The 20,704-nt window shown below is 61.0% G+C and carries 14 protein-coding genes; 5 read left to right on the forward strand and 9 right to left on the reverse strand.

Annotated features, from left to right (window positions below; translation table 11 throughout):
* Positions 1 to 24: 24 nt before the first annotated feature.
* From tssG to tssB, 8 genes are all read right to left on the reverse strand, one after another.
* The gene (gene tssG / locus ACIX9_RS18920; RefSeq protein WP_013572706.1) at positions 25 to 1,077 is read right to left on the reverse strand and encodes a type VI secretion system baseplate subunit TssG; all 1,053 of its coding nucleotides are present in this window, start codon (positions 1,075 to 1,077) and stop codon (positions 25 to 27) included.
* Positions 1,041 to 2,888: a type VI secretion system baseplate subunit TssF gene (gene tssF, locus ACIX9_RS18925; protein ID WP_013572707.1), complete on the reverse strand. Its 1,848-nt coding sequence runs from the start codon at positions 2,886 to 2,888 to the stop codon at positions 1,041 to 1,043. Before tssF ends, tssG begins: the two co-directional genes overlap by 37 nt.
* A 3-nt stretch (positions 2,889 to 2,891) precedes the next feature.
* A complete protein-coding gene (gene tssE / locus ACIX9_RS18930) occupies positions 2,892 to 3,353 on the reverse strand; it encodes a type VI secretion system baseplate subunit TssE (RefSeq protein ID WP_013572708.1) in 462 nt (153 codons plus the stop codon).
* Between the two features lie 29 nt (positions 3,354 to 3,382).
* A complete protein-coding gene (gene tssA / locus ACIX9_RS18935; protein ID WP_013572709.1) occupies positions 3,383 to 5,242 on the reverse strand; it encodes a type VI secretion system protein TssA in 1,860 nt (619 codons plus the stop codon).
* Positions 5,229 to 5,927, reverse strand: a complete 699-nt coding sequence (locus ACIX9_RS18940; protein ID WP_232298895.1) for a type VI secretion system accessory protein TagJ — start codon at positions 5,925 to 5,927, stop codon at positions 5,229 to 5,231. The genes tssA and ACIX9_RS18940 overlap by 14 nt, the downstream gene beginning before the upstream one ends.
* 40 nt (positions 5,928 to 5,967) lie before the next feature.
* Complete coding sequence (locus tag ACIX9_RS18945; RefSeq protein WP_013572711.1) at positions 5,968 to 6,444, reverse strand: Hcp family type VI secretion system effector; 477 nt, start codon at positions 6,442 to 6,444, stop codon at positions 5,968 to 5,970.
* Positions 6,445 to 6,525: 81 nt separating this feature from the next.
* Entirely contained in the window at positions 6,526 to 8,019 is a 1,494-nt protein-coding gene (gene tssC, locus ACIX9_RS18950; RefSeq protein WP_013572712.1) for a type VI secretion system contractile sheath large subunit, read from the reverse strand.
* The gene (tssB, locus tag ACIX9_RS18955; RefSeq protein WP_013572713.1) at positions 8,012 to 8,533 is read right to left on the reverse strand and encodes a type VI secretion system contractile sheath small subunit; all 522 of its coding nucleotides are present in this window, start codon (positions 8,531 to 8,533) and stop codon (positions 8,012 to 8,014) included. The genes tssC and tssB overlap by 8 nt, the downstream gene beginning before the upstream one ends.
* 426 nt (positions 8,534 to 8,959) lie before the next feature.
* On the opposite strand from tssB, the gene tssK (ACIX9_RS18960) reads away from it, so the two are divergent.
* Together tssK (ACIX9_RS18960) and ACIX9_RS18965 are read left to right on the forward strand one after the other, a co-directional pair.
* On the forward strand, positions 8,960 to 10,315 hold the full coding sequence (gene tssK, locus ACIX9_RS18960; RefSeq protein ID WP_013572714.1) for a type VI secretion system baseplate subunit TssK: 1,356 nt from the start codon (positions 8,960 to 8,962) through the stop codon (positions 10,313 to 10,315).
* Positions 10,316 to 10,418: 103 nt separating this feature from the next.
* Positions 10,419 to 12,437 carry an amidohydrolase family protein gene (locus ACIX9_RS18965; protein WP_013572715.1) on the forward strand — a complete coding sequence of 673 codons (2,019 nt, stop codon included), beginning with the start codon at positions 10,419 to 10,421 and terminating at the stop codon, positions 12,435 to 12,437.
* 57 nt (positions 12,438 to 12,494) lie between these two features.
* Here ACIX9_RS18965 and ACIX9_RS27465 read toward each other — a convergent pair whose 3' ends face one another.
* A complete protein-coding gene (locus ACIX9_RS27465) occupies positions 12,495 to 14,945 on the reverse strand; it encodes a hypothetical protein (RefSeq protein WP_013572716.1) in 2,451 nt (816 codons plus the stop codon).
* Between the two features lie 239 nt (positions 14,946 to 15,184).
* Between ACIX9_RS27465 and tssK (ACIX9_RS18975) the strand changes: the two genes are divergently transcribed.
* Genes tssK (ACIX9_RS18975) through ACIX9_RS18985 form a run of 3 tightly spaced genes read left to right on the forward strand, consistent with a single transcriptional unit; the run spans position 15,185 to position 20,657 of the window.
* Positions 15,185 to 16,543 carry a type VI secretion system baseplate subunit TssK gene (tssK, locus tag ACIX9_RS18975; protein WP_013572717.1) on the forward strand — a complete coding sequence of 453 codons (1,359 nt, stop codon included), beginning with the start codon at positions 15,185 to 15,187 and terminating at the stop codon, positions 16,541 to 16,543.
* Positions 16,540 to 17,274: a DotU family type IV/VI secretion system protein gene (locus ACIX9_RS18980; RefSeq protein ID WP_013572718.1), complete on the forward strand. Its 735-nt coding sequence runs from the start codon at positions 16,540 to 16,542 to the stop codon at positions 17,272 to 17,274. Before tssK (ACIX9_RS18975) ends, ACIX9_RS18980 begins: the two co-directional genes overlap by 4 nt.
* The gene (locus ACIX9_RS18985) at positions 17,271 to 20,657 is read left to right on the forward strand and encodes an ImcF-related family protein (protein WP_013572719.1); all 3,387 of its coding nucleotides are present in this window, start codon (positions 17,271 to 17,273) and stop codon (positions 20,655 to 20,657) included. The genes ACIX9_RS18980 and ACIX9_RS18985 overlap by 4 nt, the downstream gene beginning before the upstream one ends.
* Positions 20,658 to 20,704: the final 47 nt, after the last annotated feature.

Below are 20,704 nucleotides of genomic sequence, written 5' to 3' on the forward strand. Positions count from 1 at the left end.
TGCTGCAAACTCTAGAGAAATTTTCTAAGCCAAAAGGTAGGTCGCCTCACCTGCATCCGTCATCCTCGGCCGTGTCTTCAACCAGCTCACAAGCCCAAGCCGCGGGGTACTCTGGCCCTGCCCGTCCAACTCACACTCGGGCACATCCTGCTTATCCAAAATCAACTGCACCTGGGTCTCGTACGCGCCGTCGGAGTAGAACTGCATCCATCCGACCAACTCGTTGTATCCGGTCTCACCCGGTAAAAACTGTTGATACCGGTCAAAACGCATTGGCCCCAAGGAAATCTGAATCCGGCCGTGATGATCCCAGACCTCTTCGCCCGTCACCACGCCCAGTCCAAGCTGTTCGCTCATCCGCCCGCTTCCCGAAAGAAACGTCATATTCTCCTTCGGCAGGGAACGCCACGTCCCGGCAAACTGGTTGATCTGCACCGGAACGTCGAAGAAGTCCTCCAAGATCTGACGGAGCGAATCCGCCGTACGAATGTGCCGTCCCAGCAGTCCGGCATAGTAGATATAGGTCTTATCGGAAAGCCGCGCACGATTCCGAAGACCTTCCGTGCCCAGCCCCAGAATGTCCAGCAGACGGAGGCTCAGCTTGTCATCGAGTCCAGCCTCATACCCGATGTAGTAGCGGTGCTTCTCCCAGGCGCGGTAGAAAAGCGAAAGAATGCGATGGTTGAAAATATCAAAAAACTCAACCATCGCGCGATCTTTTTCGCGAATCCGCGTCAACGCCTGTTCCGTGTACATCGAAGGCAGCGCAGACAGGGCGGAAGTCAGTCCCATGAACTGCACGGTCATCTTCAATTGCCCGGAGGACATCCGCTCCAGGTCATAGATCTCACTCGGCGGAAACCCGAACGTCGGAAGGGAAGAGAAGCGAAGAGTCTCATCCTGCGGCTGCGAAAAACCGCCTACAGTGCCTCGGCCCTTCTCCATTCGCTGCAGCATCCGCACAGCCTGGAAGAAGCGAACGCGGAACGGCTCGTCATCAAGCATCTTCCGGACGGCCTCAAACTGCGCCCGGTCCGTCTCTAAAGCAGAACCTTCGTGCCCGCTCTCGGTGGCCATGTCCGCATTACCTCCTTCCTGAGATTCGTCCGCACGGAAAGCTGCGAGAAGCTGTTGATGGAGGCATATCCCGCCAGAAATCGATCCAGAACCGCCGCAAACAGGTAAACGCCGCCGCCAACGAACTGCTGTTCATCAAGCTCCAGGTGAACCTCGGTACCGCGCGCCGGCACCAGTCCGTAGTCGGAAAGCACCAGCGCGAAGTGTGGCCCGGAGGTCATCTTCTGAATGCTGCCGATGTGGTTCTCCAGGTGCTGCGAATCCGTAAAGTTGTGCAGCCGCAGAATCTCCTGCAGCGCCGTCTTCCCATCTTCCGTCAGAGACAGGTAGTTCAACGAAAGCAAAGAGACCAGCCGCCAAACTTGACCTTTGCCCTGCGGTGGATCGGCACTCGCCGTGGGCCGCCGCAGCACGTTCACGACCTTCGCCGCCGCATGACCCACAGCCTCCATGTCGCTCTCGGTCGTACCGAAATTGAATCGTGACGGCAAATCGAAGTTCGAGCAGGTCGTCCGTACCGTCAGCACGTCCGCATCCGGGCTCTTCAGTTGCCCGTTCAGATCCACCACGGAGATCGTCAGTACGGAAGGCTCGCGCTCTCCAAGCTGACTCACATTCCGCGTCGCCGTCCAGTAGGCCGTGTCCTTCTGCTCCCGGGTCTCATACCGATGCGCGTTCACTGGCTCCAGCGTGACCGACTGCCGCAGCTTCGGGTTCGCCGCAATCACCTCGTCGATGCTGAAGACCTCCATCATCGCCGCGTGCCGGCCATCGGGAATCACCGTATACTCATGCTTGGTCTGCGTCAGCAAAATTGGCTCGGCCGTCTGCGGAAACAGGTTGATCACCGGCGTGCATCCCAGCCGGAACGTTCGTGCACTGACCCCCAACTCCATCACCTGCTGCCGGTCTGACCGCTCAAACCGAGAGAACAGAAAGATAATCTCCGCCTCGTCCCCAAATCCTGTTTCCCCCAGCGCCTCCAGCCCGCTCAGGTCGAAGAACAGGAACTTCTCCGGCAGCGCAAAGTACTCCTGCAGCAGACGATGTCCTTCAGCCGATCGCCGCTCATGCGGAATCACCGCCTCATCCTTTTCGAAACCCACCATTCGGATCTGCCCGGGCTCCAGCGAGATCGTTCGGGTCCGGTTCTTCGGATCGCGCAAAATGATCTCAATGCAGTTCGCCGAGATCATCTCGTACAGGTTGTAGACGACGCTTGCGTCGCCCGCCAGATGAAACCGAAGCGTCGAAAGCGGAAGCCCTTCAAACTCCACGTCCTGAAAGCACTTCAGCTTCAGCCGCGCAGCCGTCACCGCTTGCACCTCGCCTGAAGCCCGCACCGGATACTGGAGCCGCTCCACCTGCCGCCACTCCGCCTCCACCACCGAGAACGGCCAAAGCTCAACCTCATAAGCTGATTCGAACCGGCACGGCATCCCATCTACCGTCGCCTTCGTCACCATCGCGGAGCCGCGCGGAATCTTCGTACCCGCCGTCTTCTTCCCCTGCCCAGGATCGGACAGACACTCCACAATCGTCATCGAGGGAATTGGCCGCAGGTAGGCCGGGTAGATCATGTTCAGCAGCGATTCGCTGATCTCCGGAAAGTCATCATCGATGCGCCGATGAACCCGCGCCGCCATGAACGCAAATCCTTCCAGCAGCCTTTCCACATGCGGATCTTCGCAGGAGTCGCCCGTGAGCAGCAAACGGCTTGCCACCCGCGGATAGCGGCGCGCAAAGTCGCCCCCCATCTGCCGCAGGTAGTTCAGCTCGCGCTCGTAATACTCCAGCAACTCTTCCGACATCGCCTACTTCACCTCATACTCACCGCGCGTCAACTCCAGCACCGTGTCGAACTCGATATTCTCAACCTGCGTGTCGAACTGAATGCGCCCCTCAATCCGAAACTGAAGACTCCGCGTCATCGCCTCCCCGCGCGAAACAAACACCCGCACGCCCTGAATTCTCGGCTCAAATCTCCGCAACGTCTGTAGCATCGCCGTCATCAGTGCGCTCTGGTCTCCGGCGGACTCTGAATACGAATGAATATCCGGCAACCCATAATTGATCACTGAAGCCGCCGCCCTCGGATAGAGGTTGATATCCTCAATCGGTGGCCTCCGCGAGTTCAGCAGATACTCCACATCCCGCTTGATCGATTCACGATAAACTCGCATAGACTGCTGCCGCGTCGTAGGCCAGTCATCCACATCGCACAGCCGGTCCAGCAGCGATTGCGTTACGAGATTTTCTGCTTTGCTCTTGGCCACTGCACTCTCTCCCAACCGCTGTCCTGTGGCTAAGCAAGCCTGCCCAATGCCGCCTGCGGATCGAGCCGACACAAACGTTCAAACACGACTTCCTTCTCCTCTGCCGGGCTGCCTCGCTTGTCTAGGCACTTGAGCAGCAGACCCAGGGGGTGCGCTAGCATCTCGCCTGTCTCCCACGTCTCCAGCCCGCGCCGTTCGATCTCCTTGGAAAGCTCTACCAGAACCGGATAAGCAATCGCTCCCTGATCCGCAACCAGGCAGAGTTGTGCAACCTGCACACGGCGTTGGAAACGGGTGCGTCCACTCGGTTGCAGTTCAGCGTCCCGCACCAGCAGGGTAATGGCCTCGCCTGTCTTGCCGCTCTTCAGCAGAATCGTAGCCTGCTCATAGATGTCGGGTCCCTTCATCTGTTCTGGTCCGGCACCCATCGGCGGTGGAGCAGCCACAACCGGCGCTTCAACCGTGGGCTTTTCTTCTTCGATCACCGGTGCCGGAGGCAGGATCGCCGCATCGATCCATTGTTGTGTCTCCGCGTTCGCCGCAGGAGTGTCATCATCCAGCGACCACCCGCGAATCTCCGGCAGATCGATCAGCACGCCACGCACGGTGCTGACGATCGCTGCAGCCAGCGCATTCGCTCCCAGCCCTGTCGCGCCGCGCCATAGATACCGTTGCAGATCGAGCCACGTCCGCGCACAGGGCTCTCCCAGTGTTTTGAGACCTAGTGTCAGAAGATCGTTCCAGTTGCTCTCGCTCGCCAGCCGCTTCAAAGCCTGGCGCGTCTCTGTAGGAGGGGCGACGGCAAAGTTCAGCTCATAAACCGCCCCCTGCGCGCGCATCTCTCCAAACCGCAAACCGGAGCAGACCAGGTAAGGAACCGGCGATTGTGGAGCCTGACCGTGCAGAAACAGGGCGCCTTCCATCACCGCCGTGTGTGCCTGCTCGGGAGTCGTCGGAACCCCACCGAATCCAGCGGCTTTCAACGGAGCCGTCTGCACTACCGGTACGGCTGCAGGGGCAGCTTGGCTTTCGACAGCAACCGCGATCGGAGCGGCAACGACCACTACAGGTTCCGGTTCAGGCTCGGGCTCAGGTTCCGGAGCGATCTCAATATCCGGTTCCGTCTTACGCCGTTCATTCAATAGCCCGGAGACAGCCTGCTTCACCTCCTCAAGCGACGTGACGAGCTTGTTCATCGCAGGATAATCGTCGCCGTACTTGTCCTCCTGAAACACCCCCATCTCATCGATCAGGAGAAGGGAAGCCGTGAGGGCCTCTTCCGTTGCAACAAAAAATGTCTTTGGAGTAGCCGCAAAGGCGATATCGAAATCTTCGGCCGTGACCTGGCCCTGGTTGATGGCGTCCTGGCGAGCCTCGCGCTTTTCCTTGGTGTCGGCAGCCTTCTCATAGCCCACCTTGCGGGATTCAACGTACTTCGACTGCCCAAAGCCGTTCTTCAGAATGGGAAGCCCTTTGACGAAGCTGGCAATACGGTTCACAGGAGCTTCAATCGCGGTGACGCGCAGCCCCAGGTCGCCGTCGTCATCGATCTCGGGAAAAACCGTATCCCAGAACTGATCTTGCAGCTTCAATATCAGATCGAGGCACCCGGGAAGCAGTGCAATTCCCTCTCGCTTCAGGTGCGACTCGATCAGCCAGCCCGCAAGCCTTAGATCCTTCGTTCGCTTGGCAAGCGTCTCGCTCGCCAGCTTGATCACAAGGACGTGGTCGGCCTTCTTCGGCGTGCGTTCCCACGCACCCGCCGAACCGCTATCGTCATCTTCGATACGGGCTTCCTTAATCTGATCGAAGACTTTGTCGTAGTAGAGGTTGGTCCCGGAAGGATTGGCACCGGCGATCGGCTCGAGCAGATCCTCACGCAGAGGCATCGGCGACTTCCTCCGCGATCCGTTCCCAATCGATGCTGTTCAACTCCAGCAGAGGAACTTCCTCACCGTCGATCAGCATCATGCGCTGGCCGAACGGAACCTCCGCCTCACCATCCGCGGACTCCCATACCGTCATCCGGCCGAGCTTCACCGCATCGTCCGCCTGCTGATAAGAGAACGGCGACAGAACAGGGATCAGAACCTCGCCCAGGTCCTGTAGGCGGAAGGCCTTGCTCGTCTCAATGCGCGCCCGAGCCCAGATCAGATCACGCAGGCTCTCGGGCTTCTCGATCTCGATCTGCTCCATGTACTTCATGGGAATCCAGGTGTAGCTGCCCGCAATAAAGACCTCAAGATTTGCGCCGATCCGTGGGTCGGCATCTCGCAGATCGGAGAAAGCCTGACCGTTCCACATTCCAGTCAGTGGCTCGACGGAGGCATTCAACTCTGGATAAGCCTTCTTCGCGAAGAGATCCTGCCGCGTTCTCTCCGCATGCAGGGCACTGCGATACATCAAAGCGCCGGCGGCCGTTTTCCCGCCATCTCCTGCCAGAAAATCCAACTGCTTCTCGGCGCGGTCGTAGTTGCCGGCGAAGCAGAGAAGCTCGAACAGAAAGGTGCGGCGCTTGGTGTCGAGAGGATTGCTCCTGACCTCGTCACCAAGCACCTTGATCGCTTCTTGCAACTCACCTTTTTTGTACAGGTCCAACGCCGTCATGATCTGCCTAGCTGACGAGGTTCTGCTTCAGGTTGTAGTTGATGGCAGCCTTCACATTCAGCTTGCCGGTCTCATCCTGCTGTGCATACTCGGTCGAGATCGTGTTGTAGCTGAAGGACACGCTCTCCATCGGAACTTCGCTTGATCCGCTGACCTGCACGCTGGTGATAAAAACCTCGCCCAGAGAGATCGTCAGGAACGGGCTGCCGTCGCCGCCGGACTTCACGGCCGTCAGCACGCCGGTTGCAATGTGGGTGCCGAGCAGGAGGGCCTTGTACATCGGACCGCTCGCTACGTCGTAGTTCTTCATGATGCTCAGGTCCGCAAGAGACGCCTTGCCGGCTCCTGATCCGCCCGAACCCGAGACCGAGGTGGTCTGGCTCGCCCCCCAGCTGAAAGACATCACGCTGATTTCGTTGGGGTGCTTGGAATCCACGGACTCACCGGGGATATCTGCGAGTTTGAAAAAAAAATCTACGGCCATGACTTCTCCTTGTTGTGTGAATGCTGCGGCTAATACTTCATGAATTGTAAAGACTGGTCGATATTCCGAATGCTCCCGCCATTACTTCGCGGGAGCCGGCAGATCCGCCACCAGCCTCAGAGAAACGGTCAACTCATCCAGTTGGAAATGCGGCCGCATAAACGCGACTGCGCGCAGCGCACCCGCATTTCCAGGAACCGACATGACCTCAATACGAGCCTCGCGTAAAGGCCGTTTTGCCTTTGCCGCCGCAGATCCTGTGTCATCCGCAAGCACGTACTGGTTGACCCACTGATTTAGGAACTTCTCTGCCTCGACACGGCTCATCGCGCTGCCGATCTTATCGCGCATCATCGCCTTGAGGTAATGTGCGAAACGAGACATCGCCATGATGTACGGAAGCTGGGCCGAAAGCCGGGCATTGGCATTCGCCTCCGGCTTGTCGTACAGCTTCGGCTTGTTGACGGTCTGGACGCTGAAGAACGCGGCCTTGTCCGTCCCCTTGCAATGAACCAGGGGAACAAAACCCTGATCGGCAAGCTCTTTTTCACGACGGTCGGTGATCGTCACCTCGGTCGGACACTTCAGCGCGACATCGCCCTCGTCGGTCGTGAAGTTATGGGCCGTCAGTCCTTCGACCAGGCCCCCGCCTTCCACGCCGCGGATCGCCGAGCACCAGCCGGACCGCGCAAACGAGTTCGTCATGCGTGCAGCCAGGCCGAACGCCGCATTGCCCCACAGATACTTCGAGTGGTCGCGGCCGTCCACCGCTTCCTCATACGCAAACGCTTCGATCTGCTTCGTATCCTGCCCGTACGGCTGGCGCATCAGGATGTGCGGAAGCGTCAACGCAACGTAGCGGGAGTCGTCGGACTGACGGAACGACTTCCACTTCGCATACTCGGTGCTGTCGAAGATCTTCGACATATCGCGTGGAGCGCCGAGCTGTGTGTAGTCGCTCAGGTTCATCAAGCCAGGAGCGGCAGCGGAAAGGAACGGAGCATGCGCCGCGGATGCGACCTGCCCGATCTTCTCGAGCAGCTCCAGATCTTCAGGACCACGGCCAAACTCGTAATCGCCGACCATCGCCGCGAACGGAGCGCCGCCGAATACGCCGAACTCCTCTTCGTAGACCTTCTTGAATAAGGCGCTCTGATCGAACTCCGGTGCACGCTGAAGATCGCGCAGCAGGTCTTTCTTGGACGCGTTCAGCACCTTGATCTTGAGCATGTCGTTCGTCTCGCTCTGATCCATCAGGTACTTGATGCCGCGCCACGTCGCTTCCAGCTTCTGGAACGAAGGGTGATGAATCACCTCGTTCAACTGGATCGAGATCAGACGGTCAAGCTGCGCGATGCGTGCGCTGATCGTCGCCTCGGCATCCTTGCTCAACGTCATCTGTCCTTCGAGCACCTGGCTGACGAACTCCTTCACCAGATCTTTGCCTCGCTCTAGATCGCCAGCCTCGCGGCTGAAACGGCCCTGCGCGACGATCTGATCAAGAAGGGAAGGCTCGCCCGTCTCGACTGCTTCTGCGGTGCTGGCGCTCGCCAGCGGGTTCGCTGCACTACTCATTTCCACCCTCCGGGGTCGTGCCGACTTCCGCACGAAGCTTGTTTCGATCTTCCGTGTTCGAAACCGCATCGAACAGCATCTGGTCCAGCTTGTCGTTGCCCTGCAGCGTGCCGCGCAGATCGGAGAGCCGCGTGCGCAGATCCAGAAGCTCCTTCAGCGGCTTGACCTGCTTCGCCACGTTCTCCGGCGAAAAGTCGTCCATGCTCTCGAAGTGAAGATTCACCTTCACCTGTCCTGCATTCGGGTCGTCGCTCAGCTTGTTGTCAACAGAGTATGCCAGGTGCGGCTGCATCCCCTTCAAAACCGTGTCAAAGTTGTCCGGGTTGATCTCCACGAACTTGCGGTCTTTCAATGCGGCCAGCGGAGTCTCAGGCTGGCCGGTCAGATCGCCCAGCACACCCATCACGAACGGCAATTCCTTAAGTTCAATTGCATTGCCGACTTCAACGTCATACGTGATATGAACGCGCGGCGATCTCACACGATCGAGTTTGTGTTGCGTACTCTCAGCCATGATGCTCCCCATCCTTGGTTTTTTTCGGTGCCCCTAACAAGACCACAACTCCCTGTGGAAGTCCAGCAGAAAATCCGCTGCTTCTCTTACCATTCGCTCGGGCCCGATGTGAGCGGATGGTAACGTCTTCTGTATCGTCTGGATGAAACCATCGCACCCACACGGGAACACAAGTCAGAGACTATCGCTGAACCTTCACTTCAGCAATGAGGCTTGCAACAGAGGTAACGCAGGGCCCTATTTCCTTTGAGGAGTGAACTCTATCGCAACCCGGTCCTCCCCTACAAGTAAATTTTTGAAGAGCCTTGAAGCTTCCTCTCCACCCATCCTCTCACCCCCAAACAATCGCCCTCTCACCCGCATCAAGAAGCGGTACAGTGATGCGATAAGCTAACAAGCGATCCTCATCGGTTCGGAGCACCTCGCATGCGACAGTTGCAGCCCGTCATCTGGTCCAAAGGCACCTTCCTGTCCCCGCAGCACCTGCAGTCGCAGGAACGCTTCGTCGAAGACACCGTGCGCTTCTATCTCGATTCGCTTGTCTCAAAATCCTGGGGCTTCCTCAAGATCCAGATCGACGCCAAGGCCCTCACCGAAGGCACGCTCACCATCTCTGTTGCAACCGGCATCTTCCCTGACGCTCTCCCCATCGACGTCCCCGCTTCCGATCCCGCGCCACCCTCCCGAGTCCTTGACGAATGTTTCCGCGACGGACGCGAGACCTGCATGTTCTACCTTGCCATCCCGCAGTACCTGCAAGGCGGCATGAACGTCTCACTCCAGCGCGGCCGCGTCAGCACCCGCTACCTCGCACAGCTTCAGATGACTCGCGACGAAAACAGCGGCAGCAATGAAAAGCCTGTACAGGTCGCCCGTAAAAATCTCCAGCTCCTCGCTGAAGGCGAAAACCTTGAAGGCTCCGTCCTCCTGGCCTGCGCGCGCGTCCTCAAGACCGAAACGGGAATGTACCACCTCGACCCAACCTACGTTCCATCTCTCATAGACGTACACGGCAACGAAACGCTCACCAGCATCATCCGCGGCCTGATCGAGCTCCTCGTCACCCGTTCCAGCCAGCTCTCCGGCAGCCGCCGTCAAAAGAACCAGACCCTCGCCGACTTCACCGCCTCGGACGTCGCCAACTTCTGGCTCCTCTACACCATCAACACCCACCTCCCCGGCCTCCGCCACTACCTCGAATCCTCCAGCGTCCAGCCCGAGATGCTCTTCGGCGATCTCTCCGACCTCGCCGGCGCGCTCACCGCCTTCTCCACCCAGATCGATCCCCGCGACCTCCCGCGCTACGACCACGACAACCTCGGCCCCTGCTTCATCGAGCTCGACCGTCTCCTCCGCATCATGCTTGAGACCGTCGTCCCCACCAACGTCGTCTCCATCCCCCTCAACCTCACGCGCGAGACCATCTACGCCGCCTCCATCGACAAGGACGCCTGGTTCGACAACTCCCGCTTCTACCTCGCCGTCTCCGCCGACATGCGCGACACCGACCTCATCGACCGCATCCCCAAGCTCACCAAGGTCTGCTCCGCCACCCACATCGAGATGCTCGTCCGCCAGGCCCTCCCCGGCATCAAGCTCACCCACGTCGAGCAGCCTCCCCGCGCCATCCCCGTCAAGCTCCGCTACCAGTACTTCAGCATCGAGCGCAGCGGCACCGCCTGGGAGGCCGTACAACGCGCCCGCAACTTCGCCGTCTACGCCCCCTCAGACCTCCTAAATCCCCAGATGGAACTCATCATCCTCCTGCCTAAAGCCAACTGAACTGGAGCTTTCAGGGTTTGATCGATGACTGTATTGCTTGCTCTCTTGCGATACACTCACGTCGTCCGCTGCACACGGCTCTTGCTGCATAAAGGAGAACACCATGCGCTCTCTTCGCCTGATCTATGCCTTTCTCTTTATGTCTGCATCGCTTACCTTCGCGCAGCAGCCCGCTACGTCTGGCATATTTGTGCTGCACAAGTTTGCGCAGCCCATAGGCAAAGAGACGTACAGCATCGCTGCAAGCGGCGATACGTATACGCTGCGCTCGCACTTCTTGTTTACGGACAGGTCGACACCGGTATCGCTGGAAACGACCTTCACGGCGCATACGGCGGACATGCTACCTCTGAGCTATGCGGCGAAGGGAAAGTCTTCGCGACTGTCACCGATGGATGACACGATGACACTTGCCGATGAAGCATTGCTGGTCAGTGCAAATGACAAGAAGACCTCGGTGACGCCGAAGGGGCCATGGTTTATGACCGATGGCTATTCGCCTGTCGCGATGCAGGAGCAGATGATGCGGTGGTGGCTGCTGCAGGGGAAGCCGGCGGCGTTCACGGCGTATCCATCAGGCGCGACGGTGCACATCCTCCCTGCTGGAGAGCTCACGGTGGAAGGCCATTTGTTGCATGGGTACACCGTTGGCGGACTGATCTGGGGGCAGGAGAGTCTGTGGATGGATGAGGCGCAGGACCTCGCTGCGCTGGTGTCGATCGATGCTGAATTCGATCACTTCGAAGCGCTGCGCGACGCGTTTGCCAACGATTTGAGCACATTCATATCCGCTGGAGTAAAGAACAATCTTTCGGCACTGAAGACGTTGAGCGCTTCGGCCCGCATGAGACCCGCCAAGGTGCTCGTGATCACGGGAGCAACCCTTGAGGATTCCACGGGTGTGGCTGCTGTCAAGGACTCGGTGATTGTGATGAGCGACGGTGTAATTACGGCGGTAGGATCGAAAGGGAAAATTAAGGTGCCGCGAGGTGCGACGGTGCTCGATGCGCGCGGCAAATTTGCAGTGCCGGGGCTTTGGGATGCCCATGCACACTACGAGCAGGTGGAGTGGGGTCCTATCTATCTCGCCGCAGGTGTGACGAGCGTTCGCGATGTCGGCAACGAATACGACTTCATCACAACGGTGCATGATGAGTTGGATCGCAAGGCAGATCCGGCGGTCGGGCCGCATTTGGAGTTCGCGGGCATCATCGACGGCAGCGGCAAGGACGGGAAACGAGCACGGTCGCTCGGCGTGGTAATTGCCGATACGCCCGAACAGGCGCAGATGATCGTTACGAAATACAAAGGCGCGGGTGCAAAGCAGATCAAGATCTACAGTTCGGTGCAGCCGGAGATTGTGAAGGCCATCTGCTTAGCCGCGCATGCGCAAGGGATGACGGTGACGGGGCACATTCCGGATGGCATGACCGCCGTGGAAGGTATCAATGATGGCATGGACCAGATCAACCATATTCAATACCTCATCCCCTATCTGGTAAAGCCCACGCTTGGCCCGGATGGCAAGCCGATACGCACGGCAGACGTCTTCCTCGACGTCACACAGCCGAAGGCGAAAGAGCTGCTGGACGTGATGAAGCAGCACCACACGGTACTCGATCCGACCATTGCGCTGTTTGAAACGCAAATTCACACAAAACCGATGAGTGAGTTAGAGCCGGGGCTGGACCACGTGGCCCCGCAGCTCTATGCAGCACTGAATTCGCCCGCTGCTCCGGCGGCTCGGGCCCACGCGGTGGATAACCGATGGAGTCTTTTTCCGGCGATGGTCGGGGCCGTGCATGCGGCGGGCATCCCCGTCATTGCAGGCACAGACCAGGCGATCCCCGGGTACTCGCTGCACCGCGAGATGGAACTGTATGTGCAAGCTGGGTTCACGCCGCTGGAGGCGCTGCAGTCGGCGACGATCGAGACGGCACGCGCGGTAGGAGTGGAGAAAGAATCAGGATCGTTGGAGGTAGGCAAGCGTGGGGACGTGCTCTTGCTCGACGCGGACCCGATGGCCGACATTCACAACACACGCAAGGTGTGGCGGACAGTATCGGCCGGGGCAGTGTATGCGCCGGGGGCATTGTGGGAGAGCGTTGGGTTCAAGCCGTAGCAGTTGGGGTGAAGCAAATAAGGACTACCGAGTGGCGACTCCTTAGTATCAATAGCTTCACTTTTTCATCAGCAACACCACAGCCACCAGAATTGCCACCAGCAGAAAGATCACCAGGATCAGCAGCAGCGGGAGCATCTGCTGCATCTTCCCCGCAGCCGGTGCCTCAACCTTGAGCTCAGGTGCCTTCAACTGCGGCACCGCAGGAGCAGAAGGCATGGCAGGCCCGGTAAAGTGAACTCCTCCACCACTCGCACCAGGCATCCCCGGCATGGCAGGCGGCGCGAAGTGAGGCGCAGCCCCGCTACCCGCTGAAGGCATGGCAGGCATGTGTGGCATGGACATCGAAGGCGGCGTGAACGTAACTCCTAACGGCGAACCCCCAGCCGCCGCAGCCGGAGCCTCCGCAGGAGCGCCGCCGCCGCTCGGCCCGCGCAGCCCAGCCTCCCGCAGCGCGGAAGCCGTCACAATGCGCGTGAACTCACTCGGGCCCGCACCCGACGGAGCCACAGGCGGCGGTGTATACATCGGTGCCTGTCCAGCCGGAGGAAAGCCCGCCGCAGGCAGACCTGCAGGGGGAAAACCTTGTGCATTAGGAGTCTGCGCCTCCCACGCCGAACTCGGCGTGCTGGACTGTGCAGGCTGATCAAGCGTCCGCAGCAACTGCGTCAAGCCTCCGCTCCCCGCAGGAGGAGCCTGCGGCGGAGGCTTGGGCTGGCTGTACCCCATATCCCTCGCAGGAGGCGCAACAGTCTCAGGCCGTCTCGCCTGCGGCTCCGCATACGTGGAGAACATCTGCGAGGCTCCCATCCCCGCATCGGAGCTGGCCGGTGGAGCCACACTCGGTCTCGAGTATGGATCGGGACTCCCAAACGGATCGCCGCCCGCAGCCTCCTGACGCACAGGCTGACTCACCGCCGGCTTGCTCTCCGCAGGCTCTGAATCGAGCGTCCGGAACAACTGCGTAAACGTCCCGTCACTCGCAGCGGCCGGTGGCGCAGGCGGAGCCGCCGGAGGGGGAGGAGCAGCCACATATCCCCGAGCCTCAGGCAGAGCAGGCTTTGTCTCAGGCTCTGAAAGCGCACTAAACATCTGCGTGAACGATCCCGGTTCAGACTTCGGTGCGGCAGCCACAGGCTCCGGAGTATAGCGTGGCGCTTCATGCTGCGGCGCACTCTGCGGTGACATCGTGGAAGCATTGAACATCTGCGTAAACGATCCCGGCTCGCTCGCCTTCGGCGCAGCCGCCGCAGGCTCAGACGGCGCGGCAACCACAGGAGCCCGTACCGGCTCCGCAGGAGGCGCTGGGATGGGAGTAGACGCAGCAGGAGCCGCATCGAGCGCCTGGAACATCTGCGTAAACGAACCCGGACTTGGAGAGCCCGGCGGAGCCTCTGGCACTTGGGCCGGCCGACTGAACGATCCCGGCTCGCTCGCCTTCGGAGCAAGCTGCTCTGAGCTCGGCAGCGGCATATCCAGCGTATTGAAGATCCGCGTAAACGATCCCGGACCGGCCTCGGCAGCAACCGGCGCGGGTGCCGGCGCAGCAGCCTGTGTCTCCACAACAGGAGGCGCAGCAGGCGACGTATCGAGCGCCTGGAACATTTGCGTAAAAGAACCCGGACTTGCAGCCGCAGGTGCCGCCATAGGCGCCGCAATCACCGGTGGCGCTGTCTCTGGAGCTACATAGGGCGCTACGGTTTCAACTGCCACCGGCGGTAGAACTGGAGCAGGCGGGGCCACCGGAGCAGCAGGCGCCGGAGGTGCAAAGTCGAGCGTATTGAACAACTGCGTAAACGACCCCGGCTGGCTCACTGGAGCAACTGGAGCGGCAGGCGGAGCCGCCACACCCTCAGGTGCCGGCGCACCCACCGTCGCAGGAGCCCCCCGGAATGACGTCACCTGCGCCTTCTTCAACGGTGCAGCCTCCACCGGCTTGGCCTCAGCCACAGGCTCGTCGATCGTCCGCAGCAACTGCGTGATCGACTCCACCGCAGGCGCGGCAGGAGGGGGAGCAGCAACAGGGGAGGGAGGCGGAGCAACCGGTGCAGTAGCCGGTGGCTGGTCATAGTTCAAAGCCCTCAGCAGTTGTGTGAACCCGCTGTTCGGCACAAGCGGCGCGGCGGGCGGTGGAGGAGGAGCGACCGGTGCCGGCGCAACAGGGGCAACAGGAGCAGCCGGAGGAGAGTTCCGCAGCAGGTTCTTCAGCGCCTCAGATCCATCCTGTGCAGCCGTGTTGTCTTCCTTGAACGTCACCTCGTGAACCATGGGCGCAGCCGGCCGAACCGCCTCGGCCTCCTTCACCGGTGTTGCAACTGGCTCCCACCCAGGCGCAGAAGCCTGAGCAACCGGCGGCGCGGATGCGAGCCCCAGCAGCCGTGCCAACTCATCATCCTTCTCGCCCGGTGCGCTGTCCGAAGAGATCGTCCCAAAGATATCCGTCGCACCGCCGCTCGAAGCCTGCGCCCGATTCATCTCGCTGTCATTTTTGAAATTCGGATCCGCCATCAATCTCTTCTCCGGGACTCATCCCCTGTCGCGCGTACCCCGCGTGGAAGGATGATATCCGATCCAGAGAATGTTTCTTGACACCCCCGGCAAAGATTCCTAGTATGGCGCTACAGCCTCTTCAAACGCGGCGAGTTACCCCTGTTGGTCTCAGCCTGTTTTCCTCGCAGGCATCGCTCCTGAAACCCCCTAAACCGCCGCCGTTCTCCGAACGTCAGAAACACTATGGACCGCTCCCTATGAAGTTCCTCTCTCGCGTCGTCTGGTCGGAGGGAATGCATCTTGGCCCACATCACTTCCAGACTCAGAGCCGCTATTTCGAAGACTCCCTCTGGTTCCTCTCAGCAGGCCTTCGCCGCAATCCCTGGGGCCTCATCAGCCTCTCCCTCGACACCGAAGCCATCCGCAACGGCAACGTCGTCCTCCGTTACGCCTCCGGCATCTTCCCGGACGGCCTTGTCTTCGAGATCCCCGACAGCGATCCCGCACCCCCCGCCGTCAGCCTCAAAGACCTCTTCTCCCCCACCGACAGCGAGATCACCCTCTTCCTCACCGTCCCCAAGCGCTCCTCTCGCGGCCTCGACTGCGACACCGCCACCCTGAAATCCAACGCCGCCCGCTACTCCTCCGCCGACCGCACCATCACCGACGACACCAGCGGCCAGGACGAGTACACCGTAGCCTTCGGCAATAAAAATCTCACCCTCGTCAGCCAGGCCCAGCTCACCCCCGACGCTATCTCCTTCCCCCTTGCCCGCATCTTCCGCGATGGCAAAGGCGGCTTCGCCGTCGATCCCGACTTCATCCCTCCCGCCCTCCGCATCTCCGCCAACGAGAACCTCCTCACCCTCCTCAAGCGCCTCATTGAAACCCTCAACGAGCGCATCAAGACCGTCTCCCGCGGCAAAAAGCGTGAAGGCCAGTTCGAGATCGGCAGCTCCTCCCTCGACGTCGCCAACTACTGGTTCCTCCACGCCCTCTGCTCCGCCATCCCATCCCTCCAGCAGCATCTCGACGCCAAGCACAGCCACCCCGAGGAGCTCTACCTCGATCTCGTCCGCCTCTCCGGCGCCCTCTGCACCTTTTCGCTCGAGTCCAATCCATCCGACATCCCCCCCTACTCCCACCTCCATCTCCAGTCCGTCTTCCACGCCCTCGACGCCCACATCCGCCGCCATCTTGAGATCGTCGTCCCCTCCAACACCCTCACCCTCGACTTCACCAAGTCCGAGCCCTACGTCTTCGTCGCCAACGTCAACGACGAGCGTTGCTTCCGCCGCGCCCGCTGGATCTTCGGCATCCGGTCCTCGCTCGCCGAGTCCGACCTCCTCCGCCTTACCCCGCACCTCGTCAAGATCTGCTCCGCCGAAGGCGTCACCAAGCTCGTCCAGCGCGCCCTCCCCGGACTCGAGCTCCTCCACCTCTCTGTCCCTCCCTCCTCCATGTCGGCTGAGGCGGACATGCACTACTTCAGCATCAGCTCCGCCGGAGCCTGCTGGCAGCACATCCTCCAGACCAAGCGCGTCGGCATCTATGTGCCCGGTGACATCCGCGACGCCGTCTTTGAAATCACCGTCATCCTTGAGGCCAACGCATGAGCACCGCCGCCACTATTCCGCAGGCCCCACCCGCCGCCCGCACCAACTCACTCGCCCTCTCCTTCCAGGACGTCATCACCGTCGTCCTCCGCATGCGTTACGGAGCCCAGCGAATCCCCGACGCCGCAGCCTTCCGCGTCTCTATCCGCAAGATGATCGCGGCCTCCGTCCAGGAGGTCCGCTCTCTCGGTTACTCCGATGCCACCAGCCACATGGCCCTCTACGCCATCATCGGTTTCCTCGATGAAAGTGTCCTCAACTCCCAGGACCCCGTCTTCGCCGATTGGTCCCGCCGCCCTCTCCAGGAAGAGATGTTCGGCGGCCACTTCGCCGGCGAGACCTTCTTCCGCCAGGTCGCAGACCTCCTCAACGCCCCCGAATCCACGGAAGTCGCCGACACCCTCGAGCTCCACGCCATCTGCCTCCTCCTTGGCTATCGTGGCAAGTACGCCTTCGGCGAAGGCGGCGAGATAAGCGGTATTCTGTCCCGCATCCGCGACAAGATCATCCGCATCCGTGGCCCGCTCGCCCTCGCCCGCCTCAGTGCCGTACCAGAGGTCAAAATCGTCGCCAAACGCGATAAGTGGCTCACCTCCCTGTATCTCGCCGCCGCCTGCCTCATCGTGTTGACCATCGTGCTCTTCGCCGTCTACACCCTCACCCTCGGCTCCGGCCTCGGCAGCATTCGCAGCGCTGCCCTCTTCACTCCCTTTACGAGGCTCTCCCTGTGAAACGCATCTGGCTCGTCGTCCTCGGCTTCGTCCTCTATCTCGCCCTCGTCATCGGCGTAGGCTTCCTCCTGCATCTCCCCACCCAGCGCACCGTCCTCTTCATCGTCATCCTTGGCCTCCTCGGAGCCGCCGCCTGCGCCGTCATCATCTGGTACCTCAACAAGATCTCCCCCGCCGGCGAACCCGCCAACGCAGCCGATCAGTCCAACCTTGACTCACTCATCAAGGACGCAGACAACAAGCTCAAGCAGGCCAATCGCCCCGGCATCAAGTCCCTCGCCCAGCTTCCCCTCATCTACGTCATCGGCGACGAAAACTCCGCCAAAACCCAGACCATCCTCCAGTCCGGCCTCGACCCCGAACTCCTCGCCGGCCAGGTCTACCGCGATCAATCCATCGTCCCCACCCAGAGCATCAACATCTGGCTCACCGGCTCCGCGGCCGTCGTAGAGGCCTCCGGCGCACTCCTCCGCCAGCCCGGTCTCTGGCAGCGCCTCGTCAAGCTCACCGCTCCCGGCAAGGTCTCCGCAGCCCTCTCCAAATCCGCCCTCCAGCCCACCCGCGCCGTTGTCCTCTGCGTCTCCATCGAGCGCATCCTCGCCCCCAGCACCTCGGAGCAGATTCGCGCCCTCGCTCAGTCCATGAACGAGCGCCTCCGCCAGATCTCGCAATCCCTCGGCATCTCTCTCCCCGTCTACGTCCTCTTCACCAAGCTGGACACCGTCACCGCCTTCGCAGAGTACGCAGCCAATCTCACCGAAGCCGAAGTCACCACGCCCCTCGGCTCCATGCTCGCTGAAACCGGTGCCGCAGGTGCTGGCCTCTATGCAGATCGCGCCGCCCAGCAAATCGGCCAGCGCTTCGACGAGGTCGCCTACCTGCTCTCGGAGTTCCGCCTCGAGCTCCTCGCACGCGGCGGCCAACCCCAAACCCTCGCCCGCTCGTATGAGTTCCCACGCGACCTCCGCAAGATCCGCCCCGGCATCGTGGACTTCCTCGTAGAGGTCGCACGCCCCACCCAGATCGGCGTCAACCCCTACCTGCGCGGTTTCTTCTTCTCAGGCATGCGCGCCCACATCGTGGAGGACGTCCTCTCCGTCGGCGCACAGCATTCAGCACCCATTGTCGATCCCAACGCCGGCGCCACCAAGATCTTCTCCATCGCCGCCATGCAGCAGCAGGCCGCGCCCACACCCGTCCGCTCCTCCTCAACCCGCAAGGTAGCCCAGTGGGTCTTCCTGCCGTACTTCTTCTCCCGCCTCGTCCTCACGGACAAGACCGCGCTCGAATCCAGTCGCTCCAGCACCCGTGTCTCCGGTGTAAAGCGCTTCCTCGCCGCCTGCGTCTGCGCTCTCTTCGCCGTCTACCTCGTCCTCCTCACCATCTCCTTCTTCAACAACCGCAGTCTGGAAAATCGCGCTGCGGCCGCCACCCGTGACATCCATCCCGTCGGCAAATCCGACGTAGCCTCCGTCGCTGACCTGCAGTCTCTCGAAGAACTCCGCCAGGTCCTCGTTGAACTCGACGGCTACCACAAGGACGGCGCGCCCCTCATGGATCGCTGGGGCATCTATCGCGGCGAGGACATCCACATCGCCGCCTGTCATGCCTGGGGTGACCGCTTCAACAAACTTCTCCTCACCCAGACCCAGAACAACATCACTACCAAGCTCGCCGCCCTGCCCGTCAAAGCGCTCCCCACGGACGAGTATCAGGCTACATACAAGCCCCTCAAGGCATGGCTCATCACCACCTCCAACCCGGACAAGAGCACCACGGACTTCCTACCGCCCGTCCTCTTCTCAGAGTGGGTCGCCGCCCGCTCCGTCACCGCCGAAACCGGAGCGCTCGCTGAAAATCAGTTCGAGTACTACGCCGGCGTCCTCCCTGAGCCCAACTCCTGCCTCGCCCGCCTCGGCGGCAAACCCGACCAGACCCTCATCGCCAACACCCGCGGCTATCTCAACTCCTTTGCCGGCATGGATCATGTCTACCTCAGCATGAAGGCCGCCGCCGACCGCAAGTTCCAGCCCATCGAGTTCAAGAAGCTCTACCCCGGCTCCGTCCGCATCGTCAGCGCACCCACCATCGTTGACGGCTCCTTCTCCAAGGATGGCTTCACCTTCATGCAGGACGCCATCAACCACCCGGATCAGTACCTCTCCGGAGAAGAGTGGGTCACCGGACCAGTCACCGCGCCCATCGATCGCGGCCACCTCCGTGACCAGCTCTCCGAGCGTTACCAGACCGACTTCCTCGGTGCTTGGCGCACCTTCATCAAGACCTCTCAGGTCAACGGCTTCGGCGGCCTGGAAGACGCTGCCAACCGCCTCCATGAGCTTGATGGGCCCGCCTCACCGGTCCTTCAGGTCCTCGGTCTCGTCTCGCGCAACACCTCCGTCAGCATCCCCGCCTTCAGCCAGCCCTTCCAGATGCCGCAGGCGATCGTGAAGACGGATACCGCACCCACCAACTCCGGCTACACGGAAAAGCTCACCGCCATCGAGCAGGCCCTCCGCCAGATGATCTCCGCCCCCGGCACCCCGGACCCCAGCGGAGTCAACAGCGCCGCCGGAACGGCGGAAACAGCCGTCAACGGCATGCGTGGCAGCTTCGATCCCGCCGGAGTTGTAGACACCAGCGCGGAACGTCTCCTCCGCGAACCCATTACCTATGTCGGCGGCATCGCCGGCAAGGCTGGCGGCAAGGCAGCCAACAAGGAAGGCGGAGACTTCTGCGCCGCCGCCAAGACCGTCCTGGACAAGTTCCCCTTCAACCCCGACGCCAAGCTCGACGCCACCCCGGAAGAGGTCGCAACCTTCTTCAGCCCCACCGGACCCATCGGCGTCTTCGTCGCCAGTCAGTCCAAGTTCATCGCCTATAACGGCACCCTCTACAGCGCCGTCCCCGGCACGCAGGTCAACCCGGCCCTGCTCAACTTCCTCAACGCCACCAAGTCGGTCGCCGCCATTCTGCTCCCCAACGGCGCCACCACCCCGAGCCTCAACTTCTCCATCACCCAGGAAGCTACCCCCAGCCTCACTGCGGCCACGCTGGATGTGGACGGCACCTCCTACTCCACCGTCGGCACCTCCAGCCACATCACCTGGCAGTATCGTGTGCAGGGCTCGGTCAAGCTCGCCGGCTCCGGCCAGACCAAGAACAGCTTCGGCCCCTGGTCCATCTTCCACTTCGCCTACGCCGCCAAGCACCCCGCGCCCAACAAGCTCGAATACATCTTCCAGAACAACGGCATCACAGAAAAATCCCAGACCGGCGTCGACATCATCTATAACTTCGATCTCGACGAAAACGGCGCAAAACTCCTCAACCCCGACTACATGCGCCACTCCATGCACTGTGTCTCCACCGTCACCAAATAGGCCCGCGTTCCTACTGAACCGTCACTACCGTACCACTGCACCATCAC

Origin of the sequence: Granulicella tundricola MP5ACTX9 (assembly GCF_000178975.2) — a bacterium.
In the GTDB taxonomy this organism is placed as follows: Bacteria; Acidobacteriota; Terriglobia; order Terriglobales; family Acidobacteriaceae; genus Edaphobacter; species Edaphobacter tundricola.